This window comes from Streptococcus oralis (genome assembly GCF_021497945.1).
Lineage (GTDB): Bacteria > Bacillota > Bacilli > Lactobacillales > Streptococcaceae > Streptococcus > Streptococcus oralis_BR.
Genome location: NZ_CP046524.1, coordinates 776,299 through 797,502, shown reverse-complemented (window position 1 = coordinate 797,502; position 21,204 = coordinate 776,299). Strand labels below are relative to the sequence as shown.

The window sequence follows — 21,204 nt, the reverse complement described above, 5'->3', positions numbered from 1 at the left end:
ATAGCTGCGACGGTTACTGGCTATGGCTAGTAGTACTGCTCAAAGTAATGATTTAATCTAATCTTTAATAGGATTTCTTACTCACTTATGAATGAAAACTTGCAAAATATCATTCACTTCATTATACCACAACTACTAGTATTATATTAATTCTTTATGAATATTCCAAAAAAAAAAAAATTTACAGTTTGTCAACTTTTATCGTAGCATACATAATGATTTCATATTGTCGTTTAGGGTATTTTTATTATAAAAGTTTCCAAATATTATAAATTTCAAGGTATATTGTCAATCAAAACCTTTTCTAAAATACGATCTAGAATAAGCTCATGGAGGATGGATAGTTTTAAATTGTATATTATGCAATGCACACTTTGTTCTTTATACATCATTTTAAAGTTTTTATTACATTATTTTTCCTCTTATAGTTTAGCAAAATAGACACTTTTTATATCATTCATTAGGAGAATTGTTGATTCTATGTTATAATTTATTTAGTAAAATAAACAATATTACAATATTTTATTACTGAAATTTTTTACAAACAGTTTCTTTTAAGTTGTCAGTTTTATCTAATATTTTAATTGATGCCTATTCACAATTTATTTCATAGAAAGGACGCTTATGACTAAAGATACTCGAGATTCTATCGTTTCTGCTTTTATATCACTCGCTAAACAAAATCCTCAACGTAGTTCCTTCACAATGAGTGAAATTGCTAAAAAAGCGGGTATTTCAAGACAAGCGATTTATCAAAAACATTTTCATAACTATGATGATATTATCAAATATATTCACGAACAAGCAGATCAACAAATTTTCCAGATATTTAATAATTATTGTTCGAGAATGGATGGAAATCCGATTGAGTGTTTTGCGAATTTTGCGATTCCTTTGGTTTATGAAAATAGGAATATCATTCGAACACTTTTTATAACTCAAGCAGATCCTAGTTGGAAGGAGTTCCTAAGAGATACTTATTCAAAATGGATTTTAAAGAATATCCACTACAACAAGGAATTTGATTTTAGTGAAGATGACATGACCTATGTCGTCGCAAACATGATTATCACTTTTATTGAAGCTTGGATACGAAAAGAGAACCCTACTCCACCAGAAAAGTTTAAAAAAACGTTTCTCCTATTAACAACAATATCTCTTCGAGATTATATGATTTTACAAGAAAAGGATAGTGAGTAAAATTCACTATCCTTCTCTCATTTCCCGCCTTTAAAAGCATCGACCATTACCTGAAATTCTTCATTTGTAAGAGTAATTCCCTTGCCCATTTTAGTATGATCTGGGCTCCAAGCGCGAATGTCAAATTTTGCAGGTGCCCCGTTAAAACTGACACGGTTGATTTCCTTGGTCCAACCCTTTTCATTTTCAGATAAGGTTAGCAAATGCTCTTCGATTTTAAATGTGAATTCTGCCATTTTAACTCCTTTTTGTGATATGCTTTCTCTAGTCTATTCGTAAAAATCTTGTGGTTTTTAGAAAAATTTTATATAATGTGGATATGTAAGAAGGGAGGATTCTATGAGACAGGCATTCCAACTAGTTCTAGATAAACTACATGGTTTTCTCAATGGGAATGATGATCATCCTCAAATCGAGGATAACTCCCTCACTGCTATGATTGAACAGGCCATCCAGAAAAAAACAGCTGTTCATGTGATACTTGCTGAGACAAGTTTTACGGGTGATATTCTCAAATACGATGCCATTCGCCAACAAATTATCATCAAGAATTTTTCAAAAAACGTGACTCGAATCATCTGTATCAGTGATATTAAACGACTTCGTTTCGTTCCCTCAACCGTACAAAAAGCTCAGAAAAATCTATTTAAGAAAGAGTGAGATGCTTTTCATCCCACTCTTTTTCTTAACGGATTTGTTCAAAATGAAGGTGAACTGCGATATGGTCACCATAACCACTTCTCTCCAAATCGCGTTGCAAGCGATAAGAAATGTAGTGTTCGGCTATTGTGATATATCCTGCCCCCAACAAACGATTTTCAACCATTGATTGGATCATGCTGATAGTCGCACGTTCCACTTTTGCTTCCTCCAAGTCCAAAACGACTTTTTTAGTAACTTGTGCAAGGTTTTGACGCAAATCATCTGTCAAAACATAAACGGTTTGAGCTGCTTTTAGGACAGCTTGGTAAATTTTATCTGGATCAAATTCAGCAATTTCTCCATTACGTTTGATTACTTGCATAAGGTTCTCCTTTATTCTTTGTTTTCTTTGATTTCAGCCAGCATTTTTTCTTCTTCGGCTGTCAGTTGATAGTTTTCTAGCAAGTCAGGTCTGCGCTCGTAGGTTTTCTTTAGGCTCTCATACAGTCGCCACTGACGAATCTTTTCATGGTGTCCACTCATGAGCACATCTGGAACCACCATGCCACGATAGTCATAAGGACGTGTGTACTGAGGATATTCGAGGAGTCCCGAAGAAAAACTGTCATCTTGGTGGCTAGACTCCTTGCCAATCACTTCAGGAATCAGGCGAACGGTCGCATCGATCATGGTCATGGCCGCCAATTCTCCTCCAGTCAAGACATAGTCTCCTAGGGAAATCTCATCGGTTACCAGGGTCTTGATGCGCTCGTCATACCCTTCATAGTGACCACAAATAAAGATCAGTTCATCTTCCTGAGCCAAATCCTCAGCGTAAGCTTGATCGAACTGTTTCCCAGCAGGATCAAGAAGAATGACGCGGGGATGTTTCTTTTCAATAGCATCAAAGGCATCGAAAATGGGTTGGGCTCGGAGCAACATCCCCTGACCGCCTCCGTAGGGCTCATCGTCAACATGACGGGCCTTTTCAGCGTATTCTCTGAAATTATGATAATGGATATCCAAGAGCCCTTTTTCTCGAGCCTTTCCAACGATCGAGTGTTCCAGCGGAGAAAACATCTCAGGAAAGAGAGTTAAAATATCAATCTTCATCATCTAGTCCTTCTAAGATTTCCACTTGAACCCGCTTGTTTGGAATATCAACATTGAGAACTACTGGGGGAATGTAAGGTAAAAGCAGATCACGCTTGCCTTTTCGCTTGACCACCCAGACATCGTTGGCACCTGGTTGCAGGATTTCCTTGATAGTTCCAATCAAGTTATCACCCTCGTAAACATCCAAACCGATAATCTCGTGATAATAGAACTCCCCATCGTCCAAGTCGTTCAAATCCTCCTCAGCGACCTTGAGACTATAACCCTTGTACTTTTCAATCGCATTGATATGGTACATATCTTTGAATTTGATAATGTCAAAGTTCTTATGCTTGCGGTGACTTGCGATGGTCACTGTTTGAACAAACTGATCTTTTTCATCAAACAAAGCCAGCTCTGCCCCTTTTTTAAACCGTTCCTCAGCAAAATCCGTCACAGACAAGACTCGCATCTCACCCTGCAATCCCTGCGTATTGACGATTTTCCCAACATTAAAATAGTTCATCTTGTCTCCTGTACTCTCCTTCTTTCCATCTTATTCTGACAGCTCTCGAATAATAGCCGCAATTTTTTCTGATTCTGACCACTGTAAATAATGGTGATTCCCTCCCAAAATGAGTTTAGTATTGGAAGTCCAATATTCTGATTCTCTGTACTCTTTTTCTCTATAAGCCTGACAAAAAATAAATACAGGAATATGAGCTTCTATGGACACATTCTCAAAATCTTCCTCAGTAATCTCTCCAGACATCTGAAATCCTTGATCTTGACTTTCCAGCTCTGAGCCTTTTTCTTGCATTAATTCCCAGATTTCTTTATTAGTTTCAGGGCTAAATGTTGCTTGAGTTATGTTCTTAAAATAAAGTTCAGGACCACACTCGTCAATCAACCTAATCTGCTCTTCCATTTCTGGATAAGGATTTTCTGAAAAATCAGAAAACATTACTTTTTTAGTTGTAGGTTCAATTGCTACTAAAGCCTGACACTTAATTGGTTTCTTGAGTAATTTGCAAGCTAAAATTCCACTCAAACTATGAACACAAAGTATATATTCAGAAATCGCCAATTCTTCAAGTACTTCATAAACCGCGTCTACAAGATTGTCCAGATTTTTTCCAGATTGGTCATGAATCAGACTTCTACCTGTGTTCGGAAAATCAATTGTCAAATAACCAATTGTAGGAGGAAGTTTTTCAAGTATAAGTGAAAAATTTTCATAACTTGGTAGCAAACCTGCGCCATTTAAACAAACAAGCACTTTCTTTTTCTTTTTATAAGTAACAAAGAGACTGCCAATTTTTGTAGTTACTTCAAACCGTTTCATAAAGAAATCCACTCATTCTATAACAATGATTTATTAAAAACCCTTATCCTTTATTTTATCACGTTCCAGGGATTTTCACAAGTTGGATAGGTCCTATCTTACAAGGCTACTACTTCTTCAAAAAAATCACCAACTATCTGATTAAACTCTTTAGGATGGTCATTCATAGGTTGGTGTTTGCTATCTGAAATCGTTACTTGACGCGCATTGGGATTTAGAGCAATGATACCATCATAGATTATTTTTAGGTGTTTGGGGAAATCATTTTCTCCTCTTACTAATAGCATGGGAGGATTTCCTTTATATCCTTCTATCTCATGGACTGCCAAGAAACCTGTGATTCCAAGGTTCAAGAAAACATCTCGCCCAGTTTCTATAATGGCCGTCTTGACCAATTCTCTTGTGATAGGGTTATCAGTACACATTTTTGAGTTTTTATCAGCAATCACCTTCCAAGGAATCGTCTTGTACATAAGAGAACTATATTTGATTCGACCTCTTTCTTTCTCTGATAGGTAACGATGCTGTCCCCAACTATCTACCATGACCAAGGCTAGGACTCTTTCTGGATGGCGATAGGTATACTCTTGAAGTGGATTTCCTCCCCAAGAATGACCAACCAATATCACCTTATCCAACTGGAAATAGGACAAAATGGCATCTACATCTTGAACAGCGCCTTCCAAGTCGGGTAGGCCAACTTTCATAGGTGATTCACCCTGCCCTCTAACATTTACAAAGTAAAGGTCAAATCCATCAAAAGCATCATACTGGTGGGCCCACATCTGACTACGTCCACAAGCTCCATGATAAAAAATAATATGCTCTTTACTTGACTTTCCAGGGCGATGATAAACAACCAAATCACAATCTACGACTGCTATAAGGTGACGTTCCAACATCTTTGGTTCTCTGTTATAAAAAGCAATAGCTTCAGCAATATCATTTGGCTTCATTTCTACACTCTCTCCTCTTTATCCTGATATCATTCTTTGTATCTATTTTATCATGCTATATTAAAATCATGGTTTTCTAAACTTAGTTTCATTAAAAATTTTGAATTTTCTGAATCATTTGGATAAAGAAAAAGACTGCTACGCAATCTTTACTTTTTTCTCATCAGATTCATGCCTAAGATTCCAGCAATAATCAGAGTAGCTCCAATCACATGGTAACTATAAATTGGTTCGTGGAGGATAAGGGCTCCGGCTAGAATGGTCAAAACTGTTCCAAGATTACCAAAGACACTGACGGTTGATGCTCCAAGTCGAACAATAGCATAGATAGAAAGACTACCAGTAACTATAGAGACTAAAATTCCCAAATAGAGGATGGAAAGCAGATAGGGTACCTGTCCAAGTGGCGCAAAGTAAGCTAATATGTTCCCCTCTAGATAGTGCGAGGTCAGACTCAGCGTATTAAAGGTGACGAAGCCAACAAATATCACAACAGCTGTCATATCCATGGCCCGATAGCGACCTCCTTTAGCCTTGCTGAGGATATTGTTTATTGCATTGGCGAGAACAGATCCCAACATCAATAGAAAGCCCAAGCTAGCAGTTTCCGTGCTAAAGTTCGCTCCTTTACTAAGGAAGATGAAAACTACTCCTGCTACGGATAAAATTAAAAAGAACTTTTGCAACAAACTTGTCTTTTCCTTGAGAAAGACCGATGCCAAAAGGAGAGTAAAAATCGGGACAAGAGCTTGTAAAATTCCTGCTTCAGAAGACGATATATACTGTAAGGCAAAGGATTGAAAAATAAAGAAGAGGAGTGGATAGAAAAGACTCATAGGAAGAATAGAAAGAATATCTTTTCTACTCAAACTCACATTGATAAGTGTTGTTTGATGAAGGATGACCAATACCAAAGCAGCGATTGTATAGCGATGTGCCAAGTTTGTAAGTGGACTGGCATAGCCCAAAGCAATCTTAGTAAATAAAAAAGAAAAACCAATGATGGCTGAAAAGGATAAGGCTGCTAGGTATGCTTTTGTTTTCTCGTTCATAGATTGTTACTCCCTTTTAAAGTAGCTATTCTCAAGATAAATCAACTAGAAATTTTGAGACTGTCTTTCCATTTTAGCATAGTAAAATTCTAGATGCTATTTCTAGGATTGGTATTTTATTCCCACTATCACTCTTTCAAGATGATAAATTCTTTTTCCTTGCCTATAAAGGAGTCAGCCAGTCTGATCTGCTTTTCTCGTTCTTTTCTCACAAGTTCTAGCTTGTTTGCTTCTTATAGATTTCTTACTTTGATAGCATAATCTGCTAATTTCATTGATTTCTCTATACAAGCTAGCGTAAGCTAGAATAAATCTTCCATATCAGTGAAAAGAGACTATTCCTAGTTTTCTTGGAGGTTTTCCAAAAATCCTTCCAAATCTCTTTCATGTTGGTACTTAATGGCCACTTTTTTATCTTTATCAAAGATAGTTTTGGTTAGATCAATGTCATTAATAGCCGCAATGGCGACAGTGTAGTGAATAATATCAGCCAGTTCTTTGGCTAGTTCCTCATTTGAGTCCTGGACGCCCTCTTTTCGACCAGAGCGCCCATTCAAGACCTCGGCTACTTCTCCGACTTCCTCCACTAACTTGATAAAGAGGCCTTCCTCAGTTCGAGACTGTTGGTAATGTTCAAGTAAGTAAGCTTGTAATTGTCTAAACGTTAGATTCTTCATCTTCTCCTCCACAAAAAAAGCGAGACATCTGTCCCGCTTTCTTTATTTTTCATCGATAACGATTCTTACTTTTTTGTCTTCAGTTGGGACAGAGTAGACAATCGTTCTTATCGCTGAGATAGTGCGACCCTTACGACCGATAACACGACCGACATCGCTTTGGTCAAGATCCAAGTGATACTCCAAAAACTCTGGTGTGTCTTCAATCTTGATAGTTAAGGCATCAGGTTGTGAAATCAAAGGTTTCACAATCGCAATAATGAGATTTTCAATCGTATCCATCTGTCAACCTACTTTAAACTTATTTTGAGAATTTAGAATCGTGGAATTTTTTCAATACGCCTTCTTTTGAAAGGATGTTGCGAACTGTATCTGAAGGTTGAGCTCCATCAGCCAACCATGCAAGAACGCGGTCTTCTTTCAAAGTTACTTGGTTTTCAGCAACAAGTGGGTTGTAAGTTCCAACTGTTTCGATGAAACGTCCGTCACGTGGTGAACGTGAGTCTGCTACGTTGATACGGTAGAAAGGTTTTTTCTTAGAACCCATACGAGTCAAACGGATTTTAACTGCCATTTTTTAATGTCTCTTTTCTTATTTTTTATTTCGGTGAAATAGCTGAGCTATTTAGCACATGTTCTATTATAACAGATTTTTGACAGCTGTCAAGAAAAAAACTTGACAAAGTTTTGATTTTTTTTACTACTAGAAATTGGTTATAATCTTAAAGAAAAAATTAGAAAGAAATCGTTTATGAATACTATTTTAGAAAATTATATAAGGATTATCAAGTCAAACCCTTCATCTCTCCTGAACGTGATTTGGATGCTTGGCTACTAAATCCAAAACCTGTTCCCAAGCGAAATATCAAGGATTTTAAGAACGATATCTACTAATTAATTTATAAAATATGAATTAATAGATTCTAAATAGGGGAATAATTTAGTTCTGTAAAAATTAACTTCTACACCTACAAAGCTTATTCTGACAGACTTTATAATAGTCTAAGAAAAAAAGTAGAGATTCATACAGTATCTAGATTTTCCAAAAATTCTTTATCATCAAATATTATTAACGAAACTATTCAAACCAAATCCGATGCATTGCTTCAAAGAATTCTTTAGTTGTTTGACTAGCGAAGGCTTTTATTAAAAAATTTTTTCAAATAATTGCACCTTGGCACATAAATTCTTGATTTCTAAATTTAAGTGTGATATATTTATAACATAAAGATTGTTAAATATTTCTAACATAAGGAAAGGAGTCTATCATGAAAAAAAGTCAAAAAACGGGTGGCCTCATTACAATGATTTCCGCAGCTCTCTTTATTGATTTTACTGTTTTATTTGGTTCTAATCTTAGTTGGGGACCCAAGTTAGTTATTGCTGGTATTTCAGTGTTAGGTCAGATTGTAGCTATTTGGGGCTGGCTACATATGAAACCATGGCCTCATAAGAGTCAGAAAGGTAAAGGAAAGATTATTTTTGACTTGTCTGCTAAGCTTTACACGATACTTTTGTTTGCAGCAAGCATTTTTTATACAGTAGGGATTTGGGTTGCGACCCCAAGCGAAAGTTCTGGTATTAAAGAATGGATTTTGGGAATTGGCCTCGTTATTGAAGTGATTGTATTTGGTTTTTTCTCTTTAAAAAATGTCAAGGAAACTCCGGACGAACGCTTTTATGCTAATTTAGCAAAGGCAGCTAGCTTAATGTTTGTTTTTATACTAGGCGCACTGATGATCCTAGCAGTTATCATTGGGTATATGGGGTCTCTCACTCTTTACATGGGACAGATATTTATTAGCATAGCTGCCTTGATTTGCATCTTTTCGGTTGTCTATCTTATCTTGGAACGTAGAGGATAAGCATGGCCAAAGAAAGCAAAATTATTACTAATCTCAAATCTGTTCGTGAGTCCACAGGCATGACCCAGCAGGAGTTAGCCGACCTCATCGGCATGCGACGCGAGACAATTCTGCACTTGGAAAATAACCGTTACAACCCTTCGCTGGAAATGGCTCTTAAAATTGCTCAAGTTTTTAATCTTAAAGTAGAAGACCTCTTTGAACTCAGACAGAAAGAGGAAGCATAATTCTTTTCGAGACCTGGTTTCCTAAATACTTTGAGTACACTTATGATATTGATACCCCAAAGCATCTAAAAACTCTGTGGAAAAAGGTTATGCTGTCATTAAGACAGCTTTTGATTCACTTGACCATCTAAATGCCACCATAAAAAAGAATATTCTGAAAAGCAAGGGAATGACAGGACTGTCTAAGATGAGGGCTCCATATTTGGACCAATCCCTTCGTGACAACTTTTCAGAAGAAGAATTAGCAAGTTACTTTTCAATTCGTGGTTACAAATTGACTCCAAAGGGGGAGCAGATACTGGAACAGTACCAGGACATTATCGACCGTCATCCAAAGAAAAATCTCTAAGCAAGCGACTTTCTGGTCGGCTTCCTCTTAAACTACCTTGTCACAAATATTTGAAATCACCTCCCTTTTAGGGTACAATGATAGAAATGAATTTTTGAGAGGAAAACAATGAAAAAACTAGCAACCCTTCTTTTACTATCATCTATTGCCCTTGCAGGATGTACTAGTATCCAACGTGGTCTCCGTGGTGATGACTATGTTGACTCTAGTATCTCAGCTGAAGAAAGCTCAAAAGCAGCTGCTCAGGCTGCCAAAGATTTAAATGACGCATTGACCAATGAAAATGCCAACTTCCCTCAACTTTCTAAGGAAGTTGCCGAAGATGAAGCCGAGGTCATTTTACATACAAATCAAGGCGATATCCGCATCAAACTCTTTCCAAAACTAGCACCACTAGCAGTTGAAAACTTCCTTACTCACGCTAAGGAAGGCTATTATAACGGCATCACCTTCCACCGTGTCATTGATGGATTTATGATCCAAACTGGAGATCCTAAGGGAGATGGTACAGGTGGCCAATCCATCTGGCATGATAAGGATAAAACAAAGGACAAGGGAACTGGTTTCAAAAATGAAATCTCTCCTTACCTATACAATATCCGTGGAGCCCTTGCTATGGCTAACACAGGTCAACCAAACACCAACGGTAGCCAGTTCTTCATCAACCAAAACTCGACAGATATTTCTGCTAAACTCCCTTCAAGCAAGTATCCAAAGAAAATCATCGAAGCCTATAAAGAGGGTGGAAATCCTAGCCTAGATGGCAAACACCCTGTTTTTGGTCAAGTCATCGATGGCATGGATGTTGTCGACAAGATTGCTAAGGCTGAAAAAGATGAAAAAGATAAACCAACTACTGCTATCACTATCGATAGCATCGAAGTAGTGAAAGATTACAATTTTAAATCCTAAACAACCTAAAAATACAGTATCCGCATTCGATACTGTATTTCTTTTTTCCTCATTTTTAAGTTAGCTTGTTAAAGTCCCATATTTGGTCCATCCAGCCTTCATAGAAGTCTGGTTCGTGACAAACCATGAGGATTGAACCCTTATACTCTTTCAGAGCACGTTTGAGTTCATCCTTGGCATCCACATCTAGGTGGTTGGTCGGCTCGTCAAGTACCAAAACGTTATTTTCACGGTTCATCAAGAGACAGAAACGCACCTTAGCTTGTTCCCCACCTGATAAGACTTGAATTTGACTTTCGATGTGCTTGGTCGTCAAACCACAGCGGGCAAGGGCCGCACGGACTTCTGCTTGGTTAAGGGCAGGAAAAGCATTCCAAACTGCTTCTAGTGGTGTTTGGCGATTGCCTCCTTCCACTTCCTGCTCAAAATAACCAAGTTCTAGGTAGTCACCGCGTTCGACTTCCCCAGCGATTGGCGGAATAATGCCCAAGAGAGACTTCAAGAGAGTTGTTTTCCCAATACCATTGGCCCCAATAATGGCAACCTTTTGATTGCGTTCAAAGGTAAGATTTAAAGGTTTGGTAAGTGGACGATCATAACCAATCTGCAAGTTCTTGGCTTGGAAGATAAAGCGCCCAGGTGTACGAGCTGGTTTGAAATCAAAGGACGGCTTTGGTTTCTCGCTTTGGAGTTCAATGATGTCCATCTTGTCGAGTTTCTTTTGACGGGACATGGCCATGTTTCGTGTTGCAACACGCGCTTTGTTTCGAGCGACAAAGTCCTTGAGGTCTGCAATCTCTTTCTGTTGACGTTCATAGGCCGCTTCTAACTGAGATTTCTTCATAGCATAGACTTCTTGGAACTGGTAGTAGTCGCCAGAATAGCGAGTTAATTGTTGGTTCTCCACATGGTAGACAATATTGATCACGTCGTTGAGGAATGGAATATCGTGCGAAATAAGGACAAAGGCATTCTCATAGTTTTGGAGATAGCGTTTGAGCCAGTCAATGTGTTCAGCATCCAAGTAGTTGGTTGGCTCGTCCAGTAACAAGATATCTGGTTTTTCAAGGAGAAGTTTAGCCAAAAGGACCTTGGTTCTTTGTCCACCTGATAATGCTGTTACATCCGTATCCATGCCATAGTCCATGACACCGAGAGCACGCGCTACTTCATCAATCTTGGCATCTAAAGTATAAAAATCACGACTCTCCAAACGGTCTTGGAGTTCTCCAACTTCTTCCATCAGCGTATCGATATCTGCTCCTTCTTCTGCCATTTCCATGTAGAGGTCATTGATACGTGCTTCTGCTTTGAAAAGCTCATCAAAGGCAGTACGGAGTACATCACGCACAGTTTGACCTTCCTTTAGCACAGCATGCTGATCCAGATAGCCAGCAGTCACATATTTGGACCACTCCACCTTCCCTTCATCTGGTAACATCTTACCAGTCACAATGCTCATAAAGGTTGATTTTCCCTCACCATTGGCACCGACTAAGCCGATGTGTTCACCCTTGAGGAGACGGAAAGACACATCTTCAAAAATTGCACGGTCACCAAAACCGTGACTCAGATTTTTAACTTCTAAAATACTCATTCTAATTCCTTATCTTGTTTTTATGCAATCCTTTATAGAGGAGCCAAGCTAGATAACCTCCCAGGGTATTGGTCCACAAATCATCAATCTCAAAGACGCGATTAAAATCAAAGAAAAAGTCTAAAACCAGTTGCGTACACTCAATTCCCAGACTCAGTAAAAAACTGAGAAGGAGGATTTTTTTCGTTTGCCGCAAGTTTGGAAAGAGATAAATAAGTTGAAAAACCAGGGGGAAAAGCAAGAAAACATTTAAAATGTTCTGCAAAAAGATCCAAATGACTTGTCCCAAACTGGTCACTTCACCCAGATTCCAAAGGGAGTTTAAGGGAGTTAAAAGAAAAACCAGGCGTCCAAAAGTTTGAATACCTGGAGTTTCCACTCCTGTAGGAAGTTGAGGCTGGGGAGTGAAGCAAAAACAGACAATGCATAGGCTATAAACAGCCACTCCCAATCTTAAGGTTAATTCTCTTTTTTTAGTCATTTTATGGATTTACCGCTGCGACTGCCTTCTGGCGGTCACGTTTCATTGTATTGGAGCGCAATTGTCCACAAGCTGCATCAATGTCTGTACCATGTTCTTGACGAACAACACAGTTGACCCCTTTTTTCTTGAGGGTATCGTAGAAGGCCATCACGCGCTCTTTAGGACTACGGCTATATTGGTCATGTTCACTAACTGGGTTATAGGGAATCAAGTTTACATAAGACAATTTCTTGATGTTCTTGAGCAATTCCGCCAGCTCCAAGGCTTGTTCAACACCGTCGTTGACTTCATTGAGCATGATGTATTCAAAGGTCACACGACGATTGGTTGTTTCGATATAATACTCAATAGCTGCGAAGAGTTTTTCAATCGGAAAGGCACGATTAATCTTCATGATGCTTGAACGCAATTCATTATTGGGTGCGTGAAGGGAAACAGCGAGATTGACCTGTACGCCTTCATTAGCAAAGTCACGAATTTTATGGGCCAAACCTGAAGTTGAAACAGTGATGTGACGAGCACCGATAGCCATCCCCTTGTCATCATTGATGGTACGGACAAAATTCAAAACATTGTTGTAGTTATCAAATGGTTCACCAATTCCCATGACAACGATATGGCTGACACGTTCGTCCTGACCACGCTCATCAAAGTATTTCTGAACCAACATAATCTGCGCTACGATTTCCCCGTTATTAAGGTCACGTTGTTTCTTAATCAACCCAGAGGCACAGAAGGTACAACCAATATTACAGCCAACCTGAGTGGTCACACAGACTGACAAACCGTAGTGTTGACGCATGAGTACTGTCTCAATCAACATGCCATCTGGCAACTCAAAAAGATACTTAACGGTACCGTCAGCTGACTCTTGCACAATTCGTTGTTTCAATGGATTGACCACAAACTGCTCATTGAGCTTAGCAATCAAATCCTTGGAAAGATTGGTCATTTCTTCAAATGACTGGACACGTTTACGGTAGAGCCATTCCCAGATTTGATCTGCACGGAATTTCTTCTCTCCTTGCTCTAATACCCATTCTTGCATGGTTTGACGTGTTAAACTATAAATAGACGGTTTCATCTCTTCTCCTTATTCTCTATCTATTTCTGACGAATGACAAAATGGCGCTGTCCCTTGTCCTCTTTCTGAGACTTTTGGTCCTTATGACGACGTCTATTTCGCTTATCCGCATTTGGTTTTCTCTTGTTTTGAGAAGGTTTCTTGCCTCTTCTAGAAGGGTTTTCCTCCTCTTTTTTACGCATTTTCTTGTCAAATGAAGCCCGCTTCGGTGCTTGATTTTCAAGGACAAAATAGGCACAACCATAACTACAGTACTCCAAAAGATAGTCCTGTAAACGACTGATCTTTTCATTTTTTTCCTCTGTTCGATCGTCTTTGTAAAAACCACGTAGGCGGAGCTGTTCATTACTCCAGTCCCCCACGACATAATCAAACTTGGTCAACACTTCTGAAAAGCGTTGATTAAAGACTGTCACATCGAAGGCATCCTTGATATTTTCAACCAAGGTAAAAGCAATCCCTTCAGTCTCAACCTTATCCCCATTTACCTGAAATTCTGGGCCAGGAAACTTGTTATAATTGTATAATTCAGGTGCAATTTCTTTACGCATAGTCTTCCTTTTCCACGATTACTTAACACTCTATTTTACCATATTTTCTAGCAGTTGGCACGAATATCCTAAAAATGAAAAAAGTCTGACGATTCTGTCAGACTTCTGCTTTATAACCTTAAAAAGAGAAGAACAATTCTTCCCTCCATATTTTATTATTTAGCTGCTGCGTAAAGCTCGTCTACCTTGTTCCAGTTAATCACTGAGAAGAAAGCTTTGATGTAGTCAGGACGCACATTGCGGTATTTGACATAGTAAGCATGTTCCCAAACGTCCAAGCCCAAGATTGGTTTTTTGCCTTCTGAGATTGGTGTGTCTTGGTTTGCTGTTGAAGTCACTTCAAGCTTCCCTTCTTTGTTAACAACCAACCAAGCCCAGCCAGAACCAAAGCGAGTTGTAGCTGCTGCTGTAAAGGCTGCTTGGAACTCTTCAAATGAACCAAATGTTGCATCGATTGCTGCTGCAAGTTCTGCTGAAGGAGCTGTTTTTTCTGGAGTCATCAATTCCCAGAAAAGAGCGTGGTTCAAGTGTCCACCACCGTTGTTGATAAGCGCTTGGCGAATATCAGCTGGGATAGATTCTACATCAGCAAGCAAAGCTTCAAGGTCTTCACCGATTTCAGGGTGTTTTTCAAGAGCAGCATTCGCATTGTTGACGTAGGTTTGATGGTGCTTGTCATGGTGCAAGTGCATTGTTTCAGCATCGATGTAGGGTTCCAAGGCGTCATACGCGTATGGAAGATCTGGTAAGATAATTGCCATCTGTAATACCTCTTTTTCTTTCTATAAGAAAATGATAACGCAATCATCCTCTTTTTTCAAGTTTTTTGCTCATTACGATTGGCTAGATATCTGTAACAGCGCTCTCTCAAAAAGGTAGCCTTTTTCATAGACACCTGTCTTAATCTGGTAGTCTGCTTCAATTAAATAACAGATAGCTTGTTTGATAAAGCTCAAGGAAATCCCCCTCGAATCTCTGAGTGCGAACTTGATTTGATAAGGATTAGGATTGCGTCCCAAATAAGTCCCCAGACTGCTTGTGATCTGTGATTCCGTCTGACCAGTCTCTGATAAAATCTTCACCTGGGTAAAGGTTCGAAACTGTCCTAACATGACAGCTATGAGCTTGATTTCGTCCTCCCCTTGCAAGGTCAAATCTCTAACCAAGTCACGCGCCTGGTCAATCTTCTTAGCTAAAATAAACTGAGTTAAGTCGAAAATATTGTCTTGCAAAGTCTTAGGAATAGCCTCGACAATGTCCTTCTCCTCTATCACGCCGTCGGATTTATAAGACTGTAAAAAAAGGAGGTTTTTCTGGATTTCACTAAATTGAAAACCAGATTTGATAAGTAGATTTTCAAAGGATTGCCCCACAAACTGCAGACCTTGTGTCTGACTCCACTTTTGGAAATACTGGCGCAGTTCTTGCTCCTTAGGTTCAATGGCATCAAAGACAGTCGCGTCACGTTTGAGCAATTTGACCAGCCGTCTTTTACTATCTAACTTTCCTTCAGCAAAAATCAAAAGTTTAGTCGTCGGTGAAGGATTGTCAAGGTATTCCTCAAATGACTTGAGCTCATCATCTGTTAAAAAACGTTTCTTGGCTGTTGTGATATCGACAAAATGGTCTAATATCACGATTTTCTCATCCGCAAAGAAAGGGAGACTGACCAACTCCAACTCTAAGTCTTTATAAGCTACTTCTTTCATATCAAAGTAAGCAAAGTTGAGATCAGCTGGATCATAACCAATCTGTTTCAACACTTGACTCTTCATAACTTCAAACTGACCTTGGTCTGTCCCTGTAAATAGGTTCAAGCTAGATAGATTTGATAACGTCAACTTCTGACTGTCTTCAATGGCTAGCATCTTCTCTCCTTTCTTCTGATTTTTCGATTTAATTTAGTCAATATAGCGCAATTTCCCACGGAAATCTTCTAGGCTCTCGTATCCTTTTTCCGCCATGATTTCTTTCAGTTCATTGGTAATGCGTTCAAAAGCACCGACACCTTCTTTGTGAAGGGTAGTCCCTACTTGCACCATACTCGCTCCGCAGAGGATATGTTCAAAGGCATCACGACCCGTTAGAACACCACCCGTTCCGATGATTTGGATTTGCGGATTTAAGCGTTGGTAAAAGGCGTGCACATTAGCAAGAGCAGTCGGTTTGATATACTCTCCACCAATCCCACCAAAACCATTTTTAGGACGAATAACGACAGACTCGTCTTCTATATAAAGGCCGTTTCCGATAGAGTTAACACAGTTGACAAACTTGAGCGGATATTTGTTGAAAATAGCAGCCGCTTGGTCAAAGTGAACAATATCAAAATAAGGTGGCAATTTGATCCCGAGAGGTTTGGTAAAGTAGGCAAATACCTCTGACAAGATACGGTCTGTTGTCTCAAAATCATAGGCAATCTGAGGTTTTCCTGGAACGTTTGGACAAGAGAGATTGAGCTCTGTCAGTCCTTTAAATTCACTCTCTTGAACTTTTTTCAAGATGGAATGTGTTTCTTCTGGAGACATGCCAACTAAAGATAGGAAGAAAGTTCGGTTTGGCTCTTTTTCCTGTAAGTCCAAAAGATAGTCCAGATAGTAGTCTAAGCCATTATTTGGTAAGCCCATGGAGTTGATAGAACCAAGTGGAACATCCTGATAACGTGGCTCAGGATTGCCCTGACGAAAGTCCAAGGTCGCAGTCTTCGTAACAAAAGTACCCGCCGCTGAGTTTTTGACCCCTTCAAGTTCCTCTACCGTCATACAAGCCACACCTGCTGCATTCATCAAGCAATTGTCAAACGCAAAACCAGCAATTTGTGTTTTCGTTGATACCATGATTCTGATCCTCCAGATTCCTTTTATTTCTAATATTATACCATACTTTAAGATTTTCTCTTTGAGAAAGTTATTTCTAGAGAAAACGTTCGTTTTTTGATAATGCTCTTAGTATTGACTGAATGTAAATTGAAAGAATTTTTAGAAAATTTTCGTTTTTTTCTTTACACTGAAAAAGAATTCTGTTATAATGGCTCATGTAATAAAATATAACAACAAAAAAAGGAGAACGATATGACATCTGCTAAAGAATATATCCAAAGCGTGTTTGAAACTGTAAAAGCTCGTAATGGGCATGAGGCTGAATTTCTCCAGGCGGTTGAAGAATTCTTCAGCACTTTGGAACCTGTATTTGAAAAACACCCTGAGTATATCGAAGAAAATATCTTGGCACGTATCACTGAGCCTGAACGCGTGATTTCTTTCCGTGTTCCTTGGGTGGACCGTGATGGAAAAGTACAAGTCAACCGTGGTTACCGTGTTCAATTCAACTCAGCTGTTGGACCATATAAAGGCGGACTTCGTTTCCACCCAACTGTAAACCAAGGAATTTTGAAATTCCTTGGCTTCGAACAAATCTTTAAAAATGTTTTGACTGGACTTCCAATCGGTGGAGGTAAAGGGGGATCAGACTTCGATCCTAAAGGGAAGACTGATGCTGAAGTGATGCGCTTCTGCCAAAGTTTCATGACTGAATTGCAAAAATACATTGGACCATCTCTTGACGTACCTGCTGGTGATATCGGTGTTGGTGGACGTGAGATTGGTTATCTTTACGGACAATACAAACGCCTGAACCAATTTGATGCGGGTGTCTTGACTGGTAAACCTCTTGGATTTGGGGGTAGCTTGATTCGCCCAGAAGCAACTGGTTACGGTTTGGTTTACTATACTGAAGAAATGCTCAAAGCTAATGGTAACAGTTTTGCTGGTAAGAAGGTGGTGATTTCAGGTTCTGGTAATGTAGCTCAATACGCTCTTCAAAAAGCTACTGAACTCGGTGCCACTGTCATCTCTGTATCTGACTCAAACGGCTATGTCATTGATGAAAATGGTATCGACTTCGACCTTCTAGCAGATGTGAAAAATAACCGTCGCGCTCGCTTGACAGAATACGCTGCTGAAAAAGCTACTGCTACTTACTATGAAGGCTCAGTCTGGACTTACGCTGGAAACTATGACATTGCGCTTCCATGTGCGACTCAAAACGAAATCAATGGTGAAGCAGCTAAACGTTTGGTTGCTCAAGGAGTTATCTGCGTATCTGAAGGTGCCAACATGCCAAGTGACCTAGATGCTATCAAAGTCTACAAAGAAAATGGTCTCCTTTACGGACCAGCAAAAGCAGCCAATGCTGGTGGTGTAGCTGTATCTGCCCTTGAAATGAGCCAAAACAGCCTTCGCCTTTCATGGACCCGTGAAGAAGTTGATGGACGCCTCAAAGACATCATGACAAACATCTTCAACACAGCTAAAACAACTGCTGAAACATATGGTCTTAGTACTGATTACCTTGCAGGAGCTAACATTGCTGCCTTTGAAAATGTAGCAAACGCTATGATTGCACAAGGTATTGTTTAAGAAATATGCAAAAAACCTCAATCAAAACGATCGAGGTTTTTTTGAAGCTTCATCTTCTATCAAAACTTCTTCTTCCATAGCATTTTTTATTTTTTTGCCCAAAGATAATAACGTTTCTACATCAGAGGGTTTGCTTGTCCCGAGAGGATTCCAAGTAGAAGATGATAAATTTTCATATTCCTTAGACCGAACTCGAAATTTAATATTATCCTCCTTGGTGTCTATGTCTACATTTAAGGTTCTCGCCCCCAGTTTAGGCTCCTTATTTTTTATCTTACAGAAAACAACTTCTCCTGATACAATCTCCTTTCCATCACACCAAATCCTAATATTTCTTCCAGATAATTCTACGACAAAATTCTTCACTAGACTACCTTGTATTTTTTTAATTAAAAGAAAACTAATACCAAAAAACACTAATACTATCGTATAAAGAAAAAGAGGTTGTGATTTTAAAAAATCATTCAGTTTTAAATAGAATATAGCCAACTGTATTCCCAATACAGGAAGCATGAGGAACATGGGAAAAAGGATACCAATTATTATATCTGATTTTGCTGTTGTCGCTGTAAATTCATATCTTTCCATCAATATCACCTTTATAACATTTCCTTTTTATAGGACATTAATCCCATACTAAGACGGATGCATCAGGGAGTTCAATCTCCCTTTTCCCTAGCAAAGATAAATTTTGAACTATTCTAAGGATATTGTACCACTATTTCTGCAAAAAATACCTTAGCAAACATAATCTCCTTCCACAGATACATCATCGCTTTATCGAGCGTTGTAGTTTGATTGACATGGTTCTCTAATCAAACTCCAGAACTTTATGATGAAAATCTTATGGAACAACTGGAGACACTTTATAAATTTTCTCTTTTCAATTATAAAGAAAAACCGCTACTCCTAAGAATAGCGGTTTAATCATGTTTTTAAGCTACTAATGTAGTTGCTCTATTATTTAAGAGTAACAATTTGCTAATCTTATTTTCTCCCAGTATTAGTGGGTTAATTCCTCCATTTTCAACTTTGGCAGGAATTTGGTAGGTAAATTGATAATCCAAGATTATCTAAACTGCTTGTAATCTCTTCTGAAATTGTTGAATCACCTGAATAATACCAATGACTATATGTATTCAACGTGGTTGACTTATCAGCGTGTCCTAATCGATATGAAACATATAAAGTATCCTTATGTAACACATTTATAAGATAAGATGCATGACTATGTCTTAATCCTTTCCCCGTAATTTCTGGTACACCAGTAATCTTAGCATGCCTTTTTATTATCCTAGAAATTGTAGACTTACACAAGGGGGCACCAAAACGTGATATTACATAATCTTTATCATCATTCTTGATTTGAACTTCTCGCCACTTTTTAAGTATTGTAATCGTAAAATCATCTAAATCAATTTTACGATTCCCTGCTACTGTCTTTGTTTGTTGTTTAGCATACCATACACCGTTTTTGTCTTTCTCAATTGTCGAATGAACATGAATCCATTTACGTTCAAAATCAATGTCTTCCCATTTAAGAGCAATACCCTCACTAACTCTTAAGCCAGTCATAAAATATAACCAGATCGTCATGTAATTATGGAGTCCCTCATACTCACTAATATCGAAAGAGTTTATTACCTTCTTAAATTCATCAAATGTCCAAAATTTTGTATCAGGGTGCTTTCCTCTAGGATTTTCTAATCCTTTAAAAGGAACTCTATCAATATAACCCAATCTTTCTGCATAGCCCAGACATGCTTTAAATCTAGACCACATATTTTTAGCATAGTTACTAGAATACTTGTCTATAATAGCTAAGCGAAATCTCTCACAGTCAATAGTACTAATATCTGATAATTTTTTACTACCAAATTGCTTAATAAATAACTGATGATGTGGTAAAGCGGTCTGATAAGTTACAAATTGAACTTTTTGTTGATAATATTTTAAATAAATCTCTTCCATGAACTCTCTAAAAGTTAGAAAACTATTATTAATAGTAGAGTTCACAAATTCATGTTTTAAACGAAGTATCTCTTCATAAGCTTCCTTAAAAGAATTAAACGGTAGTCCCTGTTGATTTTTCCTTCCTTTCTTTTGAATTCTTTTCCCAGTTATTGGATCAACTCCTAATTCAATTTGAAAGTAAATTTTTCCTTTTGAATCTTTGTATACACCTTTATATTTCTTTGTCTTTGATATAACCATTTTTCTCACCTTCTATATCTGAAAAAGAAATACCAATTAAATTTTCTACAATATTTTTAGGAGCAATGCCTAACCTTTTATTATCGAAAGGTGAACATCCTAATTGTACCGCATTCTTATCATTTTTTCTAGCTTCTTCAAACTTTTTTACAGCAATCTTTTTTGCTTGTCTAATAATATTTCTAGATGTGTGCTCTGGAAAACCAATCGCAACTAAATCTTTATAGTTTACTGTTTCCATGATTTTACTACTTCCTTTCTTAGATTTTTTCACCTCCATGGCATGACTGATGAAGTCATCATAAGAATTACACTTGCTGCTCTTTTACGGTGGCAGCCTGAACGGTCAGAAGTATCATTGTATATCATTTGTATCATGGCATATAAAGTATCGCTCTATTTTATTGATGGTTTTAATGTCGCTCTTATCATGGCGAGCCATTCAAAACTGCTCCACAAATGAGGAAAGTACCATTTTGGACTATTCAATTGTCAATGTTCTAATTAAATTCTTCTTAATTTCACGAGATATGAAA

The 21,204-nt window shown here is 38.2% G+C and carries 27 protein-coding genes; 7 read left to right on the top strand and 20 right to left on the bottom strand.

Annotated elements, in window-relative coordinates:
* Window positions 1-624: 624 nt before the first annotated feature.
* Window positions 625-1,200: a TetR/AcrR family transcriptional regulator gene (locus GOM47_RS04160; protein ID WP_235081138.1), complete on the top strand. Its 576-nt coding sequence runs from the start codon at window positions 625-627 to the stop codon at window positions 1,198-1,200.
* A gap of 17 nt (window positions 1,201-1,217) precedes the next feature.
* Here the strand turns inward: GOM47_RS04160 and GOM47_RS04155 are convergent, their stop codons facing one another.
* The gene (locus GOM47_RS04155) at window positions 1,218-1,436 is read right to left on the bottom strand and encodes a YdbC family protein (RefSeq protein WP_235081137.1); all 219 of its coding nucleotides are present in this window, start codon (window positions 1,434-1,436) and stop codon (window positions 1,218-1,220) included.
* Between the two features lie 103 nt (window positions 1,437-1,539).
* Between GOM47_RS04155 and GOM47_RS04150 the strand changes: the two genes are divergently transcribed.
* Window positions 1,540-1,860 carry a hypothetical protein gene (locus GOM47_RS04150; RefSeq protein WP_235081136.1) on the top strand — a complete coding sequence of 107 codons (321 nt, stop codon included), beginning with the start codon at window positions 1,540-1,542 and terminating at the stop codon, window positions 1,858-1,860.
* 25 nt (window positions 1,861-1,885) lie between these two features.
* Here the strand turns inward: GOM47_RS04150 and GOM47_RS04145 are convergent, their stop codons facing one another.
* The 9 genes from GOM47_RS04145 to rpsP all read right to left on the bottom strand — a co-directional run bounded on the left by GOM47_RS04145 (window position 1,886) and on the right by rpsP (window position 7,541).
* On the bottom strand, window positions 1,886-2,224 hold the full coding sequence (locus tag GOM47_RS04145; protein WP_235081135.1) for an ATP cone domain-containing protein: 339 nt from the start codon (window positions 2,222-2,224) through the stop codon (window positions 1,886-1,888).
* 11 nt (window positions 2,225-2,235) lie between these two features.
* A complete protein-coding gene (gene trmD / locus GOM47_RS04140; protein WP_235081273.1) occupies window positions 2,236-2,955 on the bottom strand; it encodes a tRNA (guanosine(37)-N1)-methyltransferase TrmD in 720 nt (239 codons plus the stop codon).
* Entirely contained in the window at window positions 2,945-3,463 is a 519-nt protein-coding gene (gene rimM / locus GOM47_RS04135) for a ribosome maturation factor RimM (protein WP_235081134.1), read from the bottom strand. Before rimM ends, trmD begins: the two co-directional genes overlap by 11 nt.
* Window positions 3,464-3,493: 30 nt before the next feature.
* The gene (locus tag GOM47_RS04130) at window positions 3,494-4,282 is read right to left on the bottom strand and encodes an alpha/beta hydrolase (RefSeq protein WP_235081133.1); all 789 of its coding nucleotides are present in this window, start codon (window positions 4,280-4,282) and stop codon (window positions 3,494-3,496) included.
* Between the two features lie 98 nt (window positions 4,283-4,380).
* Window positions 4,381-5,238, bottom strand: coding sequence for an alpha/beta fold hydrolase (locus tag GOM47_RS04125; RefSeq protein ID WP_235081132.1), 858 nt, complete (start codon window positions 5,236-5,238; stop codon window positions 4,381-4,383).
* A gap of 149 nt (window positions 5,239-5,387) precedes the next feature.
* Entirely contained in the window at window positions 5,388-6,290 is a 903-nt protein-coding gene (locus tag GOM47_RS04120) for a DMT family transporter (protein ID WP_235081131.1), read from the bottom strand.
* A gap of 341 nt (window positions 6,291-6,631) precedes the next feature.
* Entirely contained in the window at window positions 6,632-6,967 is a 336-nt protein-coding gene (locus GOM47_RS04115) for a MazG nucleotide pyrophosphohydrolase domain-containing protein (RefSeq protein WP_235081130.1), read from the bottom strand.
* Between the two features lie 42 nt (window positions 6,968-7,009).
* Complete coding sequence (gene kphA, locus GOM47_RS04110) at window positions 7,010-7,249, bottom strand: RNA-binding protein KphA (protein WP_000379617.1); 240 nt, start codon at window positions 7,247-7,249, stop codon at window positions 7,010-7,012.
* Between the two features lie 19 nt (window positions 7,250-7,268).
* A complete protein-coding gene (gene rpsP / locus GOM47_RS04105) occupies window positions 7,269-7,541 on the bottom strand; it encodes a 30S ribosomal protein S16 (protein WP_000268760.1) in 273 nt (90 codons plus the stop codon).
* Between the two features lie 694 nt (window positions 7,542-8,235).
* Between rpsP and GOM47_RS04100 the strand changes: the two genes are divergently transcribed.
* From GOM47_RS04100 to GOM47_RS04085, 4 genes are all read left to right on the top strand, one after another.
* The gene (locus GOM47_RS04100; protein WP_235081129.1) at window positions 8,236-8,832 is read left to right on the top strand and encodes a DUF3796 domain-containing protein; all 597 of its coding nucleotides are present in this window, start codon (window positions 8,236-8,238) and stop codon (window positions 8,830-8,832) included.
* A 2-nt stretch (window positions 8,833-8,834) separates the two neighbouring features.
* Complete coding sequence (locus GOM47_RS04095; RefSeq protein ID WP_001041097.1) at window positions 8,835-9,059, top strand: helix-turn-helix transcriptional regulator; 225 nt, start codon at window positions 8,835-8,837, stop codon at window positions 9,057-9,059.
* A 76-nt stretch (window positions 9,060-9,135) separates the two neighbouring features.
* Complete coding sequence (locus GOM47_RS04090; protein WP_009013947.1) at window positions 9,136-9,408, top strand: hypothetical protein; 273 nt, start codon at window positions 9,136-9,138, stop codon at window positions 9,406-9,408.
* 108 nt (window positions 9,409-9,516) lie between these two features.
* Window positions 9,517-10,320, top strand: coding sequence for a peptidylprolyl isomerase (locus GOM47_RS04085; protein ID WP_235081128.1), 804 nt, complete (start codon window positions 9,517-9,519; stop codon window positions 10,318-10,320).
* Window positions 10,321-10,375: 55 nt separating this feature from the next.
* Here GOM47_RS04085 and GOM47_RS04080 read toward each other — a convergent pair whose 3' ends face one another.
* The 7 genes from GOM47_RS04080 to GOM47_RS04050 all read right to left on the bottom strand — a co-directional run bounded on the left by GOM47_RS04080 (window position 10,376) and on the right by GOM47_RS04050 (window position 16,873).
* A complete protein-coding gene (locus GOM47_RS04080) occupies window positions 10,376-11,917 on the bottom strand; it encodes an ABC-F family ATP-binding cassette domain-containing protein (RefSeq protein WP_235081127.1) in 1,542 nt (513 codons plus the stop codon).
* Window position 11,918: 1 nt separating this feature from the next.
* Complete coding sequence (locus tag GOM47_RS04075) at window positions 11,919-12,398, bottom strand: VanZ family protein (protein ID WP_235081126.1); 480 nt, start codon at window positions 12,396-12,398, stop codon at window positions 11,919-11,921.
* Window position 12,399: 1 nt separating this feature from the next.
* Window positions 12,400-13,485, bottom strand: a complete 1,086-nt coding sequence (rlmN, locus tag GOM47_RS04070) for a 23S rRNA (adenine(2503)-C(2))-methyltransferase RlmN (protein ID WP_000804768.1) — start codon at window positions 13,483-13,485, stop codon at window positions 12,400-12,402.
* Window positions 13,486-13,505: 20 nt separating this feature from the next.
* Window positions 13,506-14,036, bottom strand: coding sequence for a YutD family protein (locus tag GOM47_RS04065; protein WP_084874176.1), 531 nt, complete (start codon window positions 14,034-14,036; stop codon window positions 13,506-13,508).
* A 155-nt stretch (window positions 14,037-14,191) separates the two neighbouring features.
* Window positions 14,192-14,797 (bottom strand): superoxide dismutase SodA, encoded by a 606-nt coding sequence (gene sodA / locus GOM47_RS04060; RefSeq protein WP_000974733.1) that lies wholly within the window; start codon window positions 14,795-14,797, stop codon window positions 14,192-14,194.
* 72 nt (window positions 14,798-14,869) lie between these two features.
* Window positions 14,870-15,904, bottom strand: coding sequence for a DNA polymerase III subunit delta (gene holA, locus GOM47_RS04055; protein WP_235081125.1), 1,035 nt, complete (start codon window positions 15,902-15,904; stop codon window positions 14,870-14,872).
* A gap of 33 nt (window positions 15,905-15,937) precedes the next feature.
* On the bottom strand, window positions 15,938-16,873 hold the full coding sequence (locus GOM47_RS04050) for a dihydroorotate oxidase (RefSeq protein ID WP_235081124.1): 936 nt from the start codon (window positions 16,871-16,873) through the stop codon (window positions 15,938-15,940).
* A gap of 234 nt (window positions 16,874-17,107) precedes the next feature.
* On the opposite strand from GOM47_RS04050, the gene gdhA reads away from it, so the two are divergent.
* Window positions 17,108-18,454 carry an NADP-specific glutamate dehydrogenase gene (gene gdhA / locus GOM47_RS04045; protein ID WP_235081123.1) on the top strand — a complete coding sequence of 449 codons (1,347 nt, stop codon included), beginning with the start codon at window positions 17,108-17,110 and terminating at the stop codon, window positions 18,452-18,454.
* A gap of 21 nt (window positions 18,455-18,475) precedes the next feature.
* Here gdhA and GOM47_RS04040 read toward each other — a convergent pair whose 3' ends face one another.
* The 3 genes from GOM47_RS04040 to GOM47_RS04030 all read right to left on the bottom strand — a co-directional run bounded on the left by GOM47_RS04040 (window position 18,476) and on the right by GOM47_RS04030 (window position 20,909).
* Window positions 18,476-19,042, bottom strand: a complete 567-nt coding sequence (locus GOM47_RS04040) for a hypothetical protein (protein WP_235081122.1) — start codon at window positions 19,040-19,042, stop codon at window positions 18,476-18,478.
* A 438-nt stretch (window positions 19,043-19,480) separates the two neighbouring features.
* Window positions 19,481-20,668, bottom strand: a complete 1,188-nt coding sequence (locus GOM47_RS04035) for a tyrosine-type recombinase/integrase (RefSeq protein ID WP_002917255.1) — start codon at window positions 20,666-20,668, stop codon at window positions 19,481-19,483.
* Complete coding sequence (locus GOM47_RS04030) at window positions 20,640-20,909, bottom strand: DUF3173 family protein (protein ID WP_000450956.1); 270 nt, start codon at window positions 20,907-20,909, stop codon at window positions 20,640-20,642. Before GOM47_RS04030 ends, GOM47_RS04035 begins: the two co-directional genes overlap by 29 nt.
* Window positions 20,910-21,204 lie beyond the last annotated feature (295 nt).

Excerpts from the sequence above, each read along its gene's own strand:
- GOM47_RS04145 (WP_235081135.1), bottom strand. The coding sequence starts at position 2,224 with ATGCAAGTAATCAAACGTAATGGAGAAATTGCTGAATTTGATCCAGAT.
- GOM47_RS04100 (WP_235081129.1), top strand. The coding sequence starts at position 8,236 with ATGAAAAAAAGTCAAAAAACGGGTGGCCTCATTACAATGATTTCCGCA.
- GOM47_RS04095 (WP_001041097.1), top strand. The coding sequence starts at position 8,835 with ATGGCCAAAGAAAGCAAAATTATTACTAATCTCAAATCTGTTCGTGAG.
- GOM47_RS04065 (WP_084874176.1), bottom strand. The coding sequence starts at position 14,036 with ATGCGTAAAGAAATTGCACCTGAATTATACAATTATAACAAGTTTCCT.
- GOM47_RS04030 (WP_000450956.1), bottom strand. The coding sequence starts at position 20,909 with ATGGAAACAGTAAACTATAAAGATTTAGTTGCGATTGGTTTTCCAGAG.
- GOM47_RS04125 (WP_235081132.1), bottom strand. The coding sequence starts at position 5,238 with ATGAAGCCAAATGATATTGCTGAAGCTATTGCTTTTTATAACAGAGAA.
- rlmN (WP_000804768.1), bottom strand. The coding sequence starts at position 13,485 with ATGAAACCGTCTATTTATAGTTTAACACGTCAAACCATGCAAGAATGG.
- GOM47_RS04075 (WP_235081126.1), bottom strand. The coding sequence starts at position 12,398 with ATGACTAAAAAAAGAGAATTAACCTTAAGATTGGGAGTGGCTGTTTAT.
- holA (WP_235081125.1), bottom strand. The coding sequence starts at position 15,904 with ATGCTAGCCATTGAAGACAGTCAGAAGTTGACGTTATCAAATCTATCT.
- rpsP (WP_000268760.1), bottom strand. The coding sequence starts at position 7,541 with ATGGCAGTTAAAATCCGTTTGACTCGTATGGGTTCTAAGAAAAAACCT.
- kphA (WP_000379617.1), bottom strand. The coding sequence starts at position 7,249 with ATGGATACGATTGAAAATCTCATTATTGCGATTGTGAAACCTTTGATT.
- GOM47_RS04130 (WP_235081133.1), bottom strand. The coding sequence starts at position 4,282 with ATGAAACGGTTTGAAGTAACTACAAAAATTGGCAGTCTCTTTGTTACT.
- GOM47_RS04150 (WP_235081136.1), top strand. The coding sequence starts at position 1,540 with ATGAGACAGGCATTCCAACTAGTTCTAGATAAACTACATGGTTTTCTC.
- GOM47_RS04080 (WP_235081127.1), bottom strand. The coding sequence starts at position 11,917 with ATGAGTATTTTAGAAGTTAAAAATCTGAGTCACGGTTTTGGTGACCGT.
- GOM47_RS04040 (WP_235081122.1), bottom strand. The coding sequence starts at position 19,042 with ATGGAAAGATATGAATTTACAGCGACAACAGCAAAATCAGATATAATA.
- GOM47_RS04050 (WP_235081124.1), bottom strand. The coding sequence starts at position 16,873 with ATGGTATCAACGAAAACACAAATTGCTGGTTTTGCGTTTGACAATTGC.
- GOM47_RS04160 (WP_235081138.1), top strand. The coding sequence starts at position 625 with ATGACTAAAGATACTCGAGATTCTATCGTTTCTGCTTTTATATCACTC.
- trmD (WP_235081273.1), bottom strand. The coding sequence starts at position 2,955 with ATGAAGATTGATATTTTAACTCTCTTTCCTGAGATGTTTTCTCCGCTG.
- GOM47_RS04035 (WP_002917255.1), bottom strand. The coding sequence starts at position 20,668 with ATGGTTATATCAAAGACAAAGAAATATAAAGGTGTATACAAAGATTCA.
- rimM (WP_235081134.1), bottom strand. The coding sequence starts at position 3,463 with ATGAACTATTTTAATGTTGGGAAAATCGTCAATACGCAGGGATTGCAG.
- GOM47_RS04085 (WP_235081128.1), top strand. The coding sequence starts at position 9,517 with ATGAAAAAACTAGCAACCCTTCTTTTACTATCATCTATTGCCCTTGCA.
- GOM47_RS04120 (WP_235081131.1), bottom strand. The coding sequence starts at position 6,290 with ATGAACGAGAAAACAAAAGCATACCTAGCAGCCTTATCCTTTTCAGCC.
- gdhA (WP_235081123.1), top strand. The coding sequence starts at position 17,108 with ATGACATCTGCTAAAGAATATATCCAAAGCGTGTTTGAAACTGTAAAA.
- sodA (WP_000974733.1), bottom strand. The coding sequence starts at position 14,797 with ATGGCAATTATCTTACCAGATCTTCCATACGCGTATGACGCCTTGGAA.
- GOM47_RS04115 (WP_235081130.1), bottom strand. The coding sequence starts at position 6,967 with ATGAAGAATCTAACGTTTAGACAATTACAAGCTTACTTACTTGAACAT.
- GOM47_RS04155 (WP_235081137.1), bottom strand. The coding sequence starts at position 1,436 with ATGGCAGAATTCACATTTAAAATCGAAGAGCATTTGCTAACCTTATCT.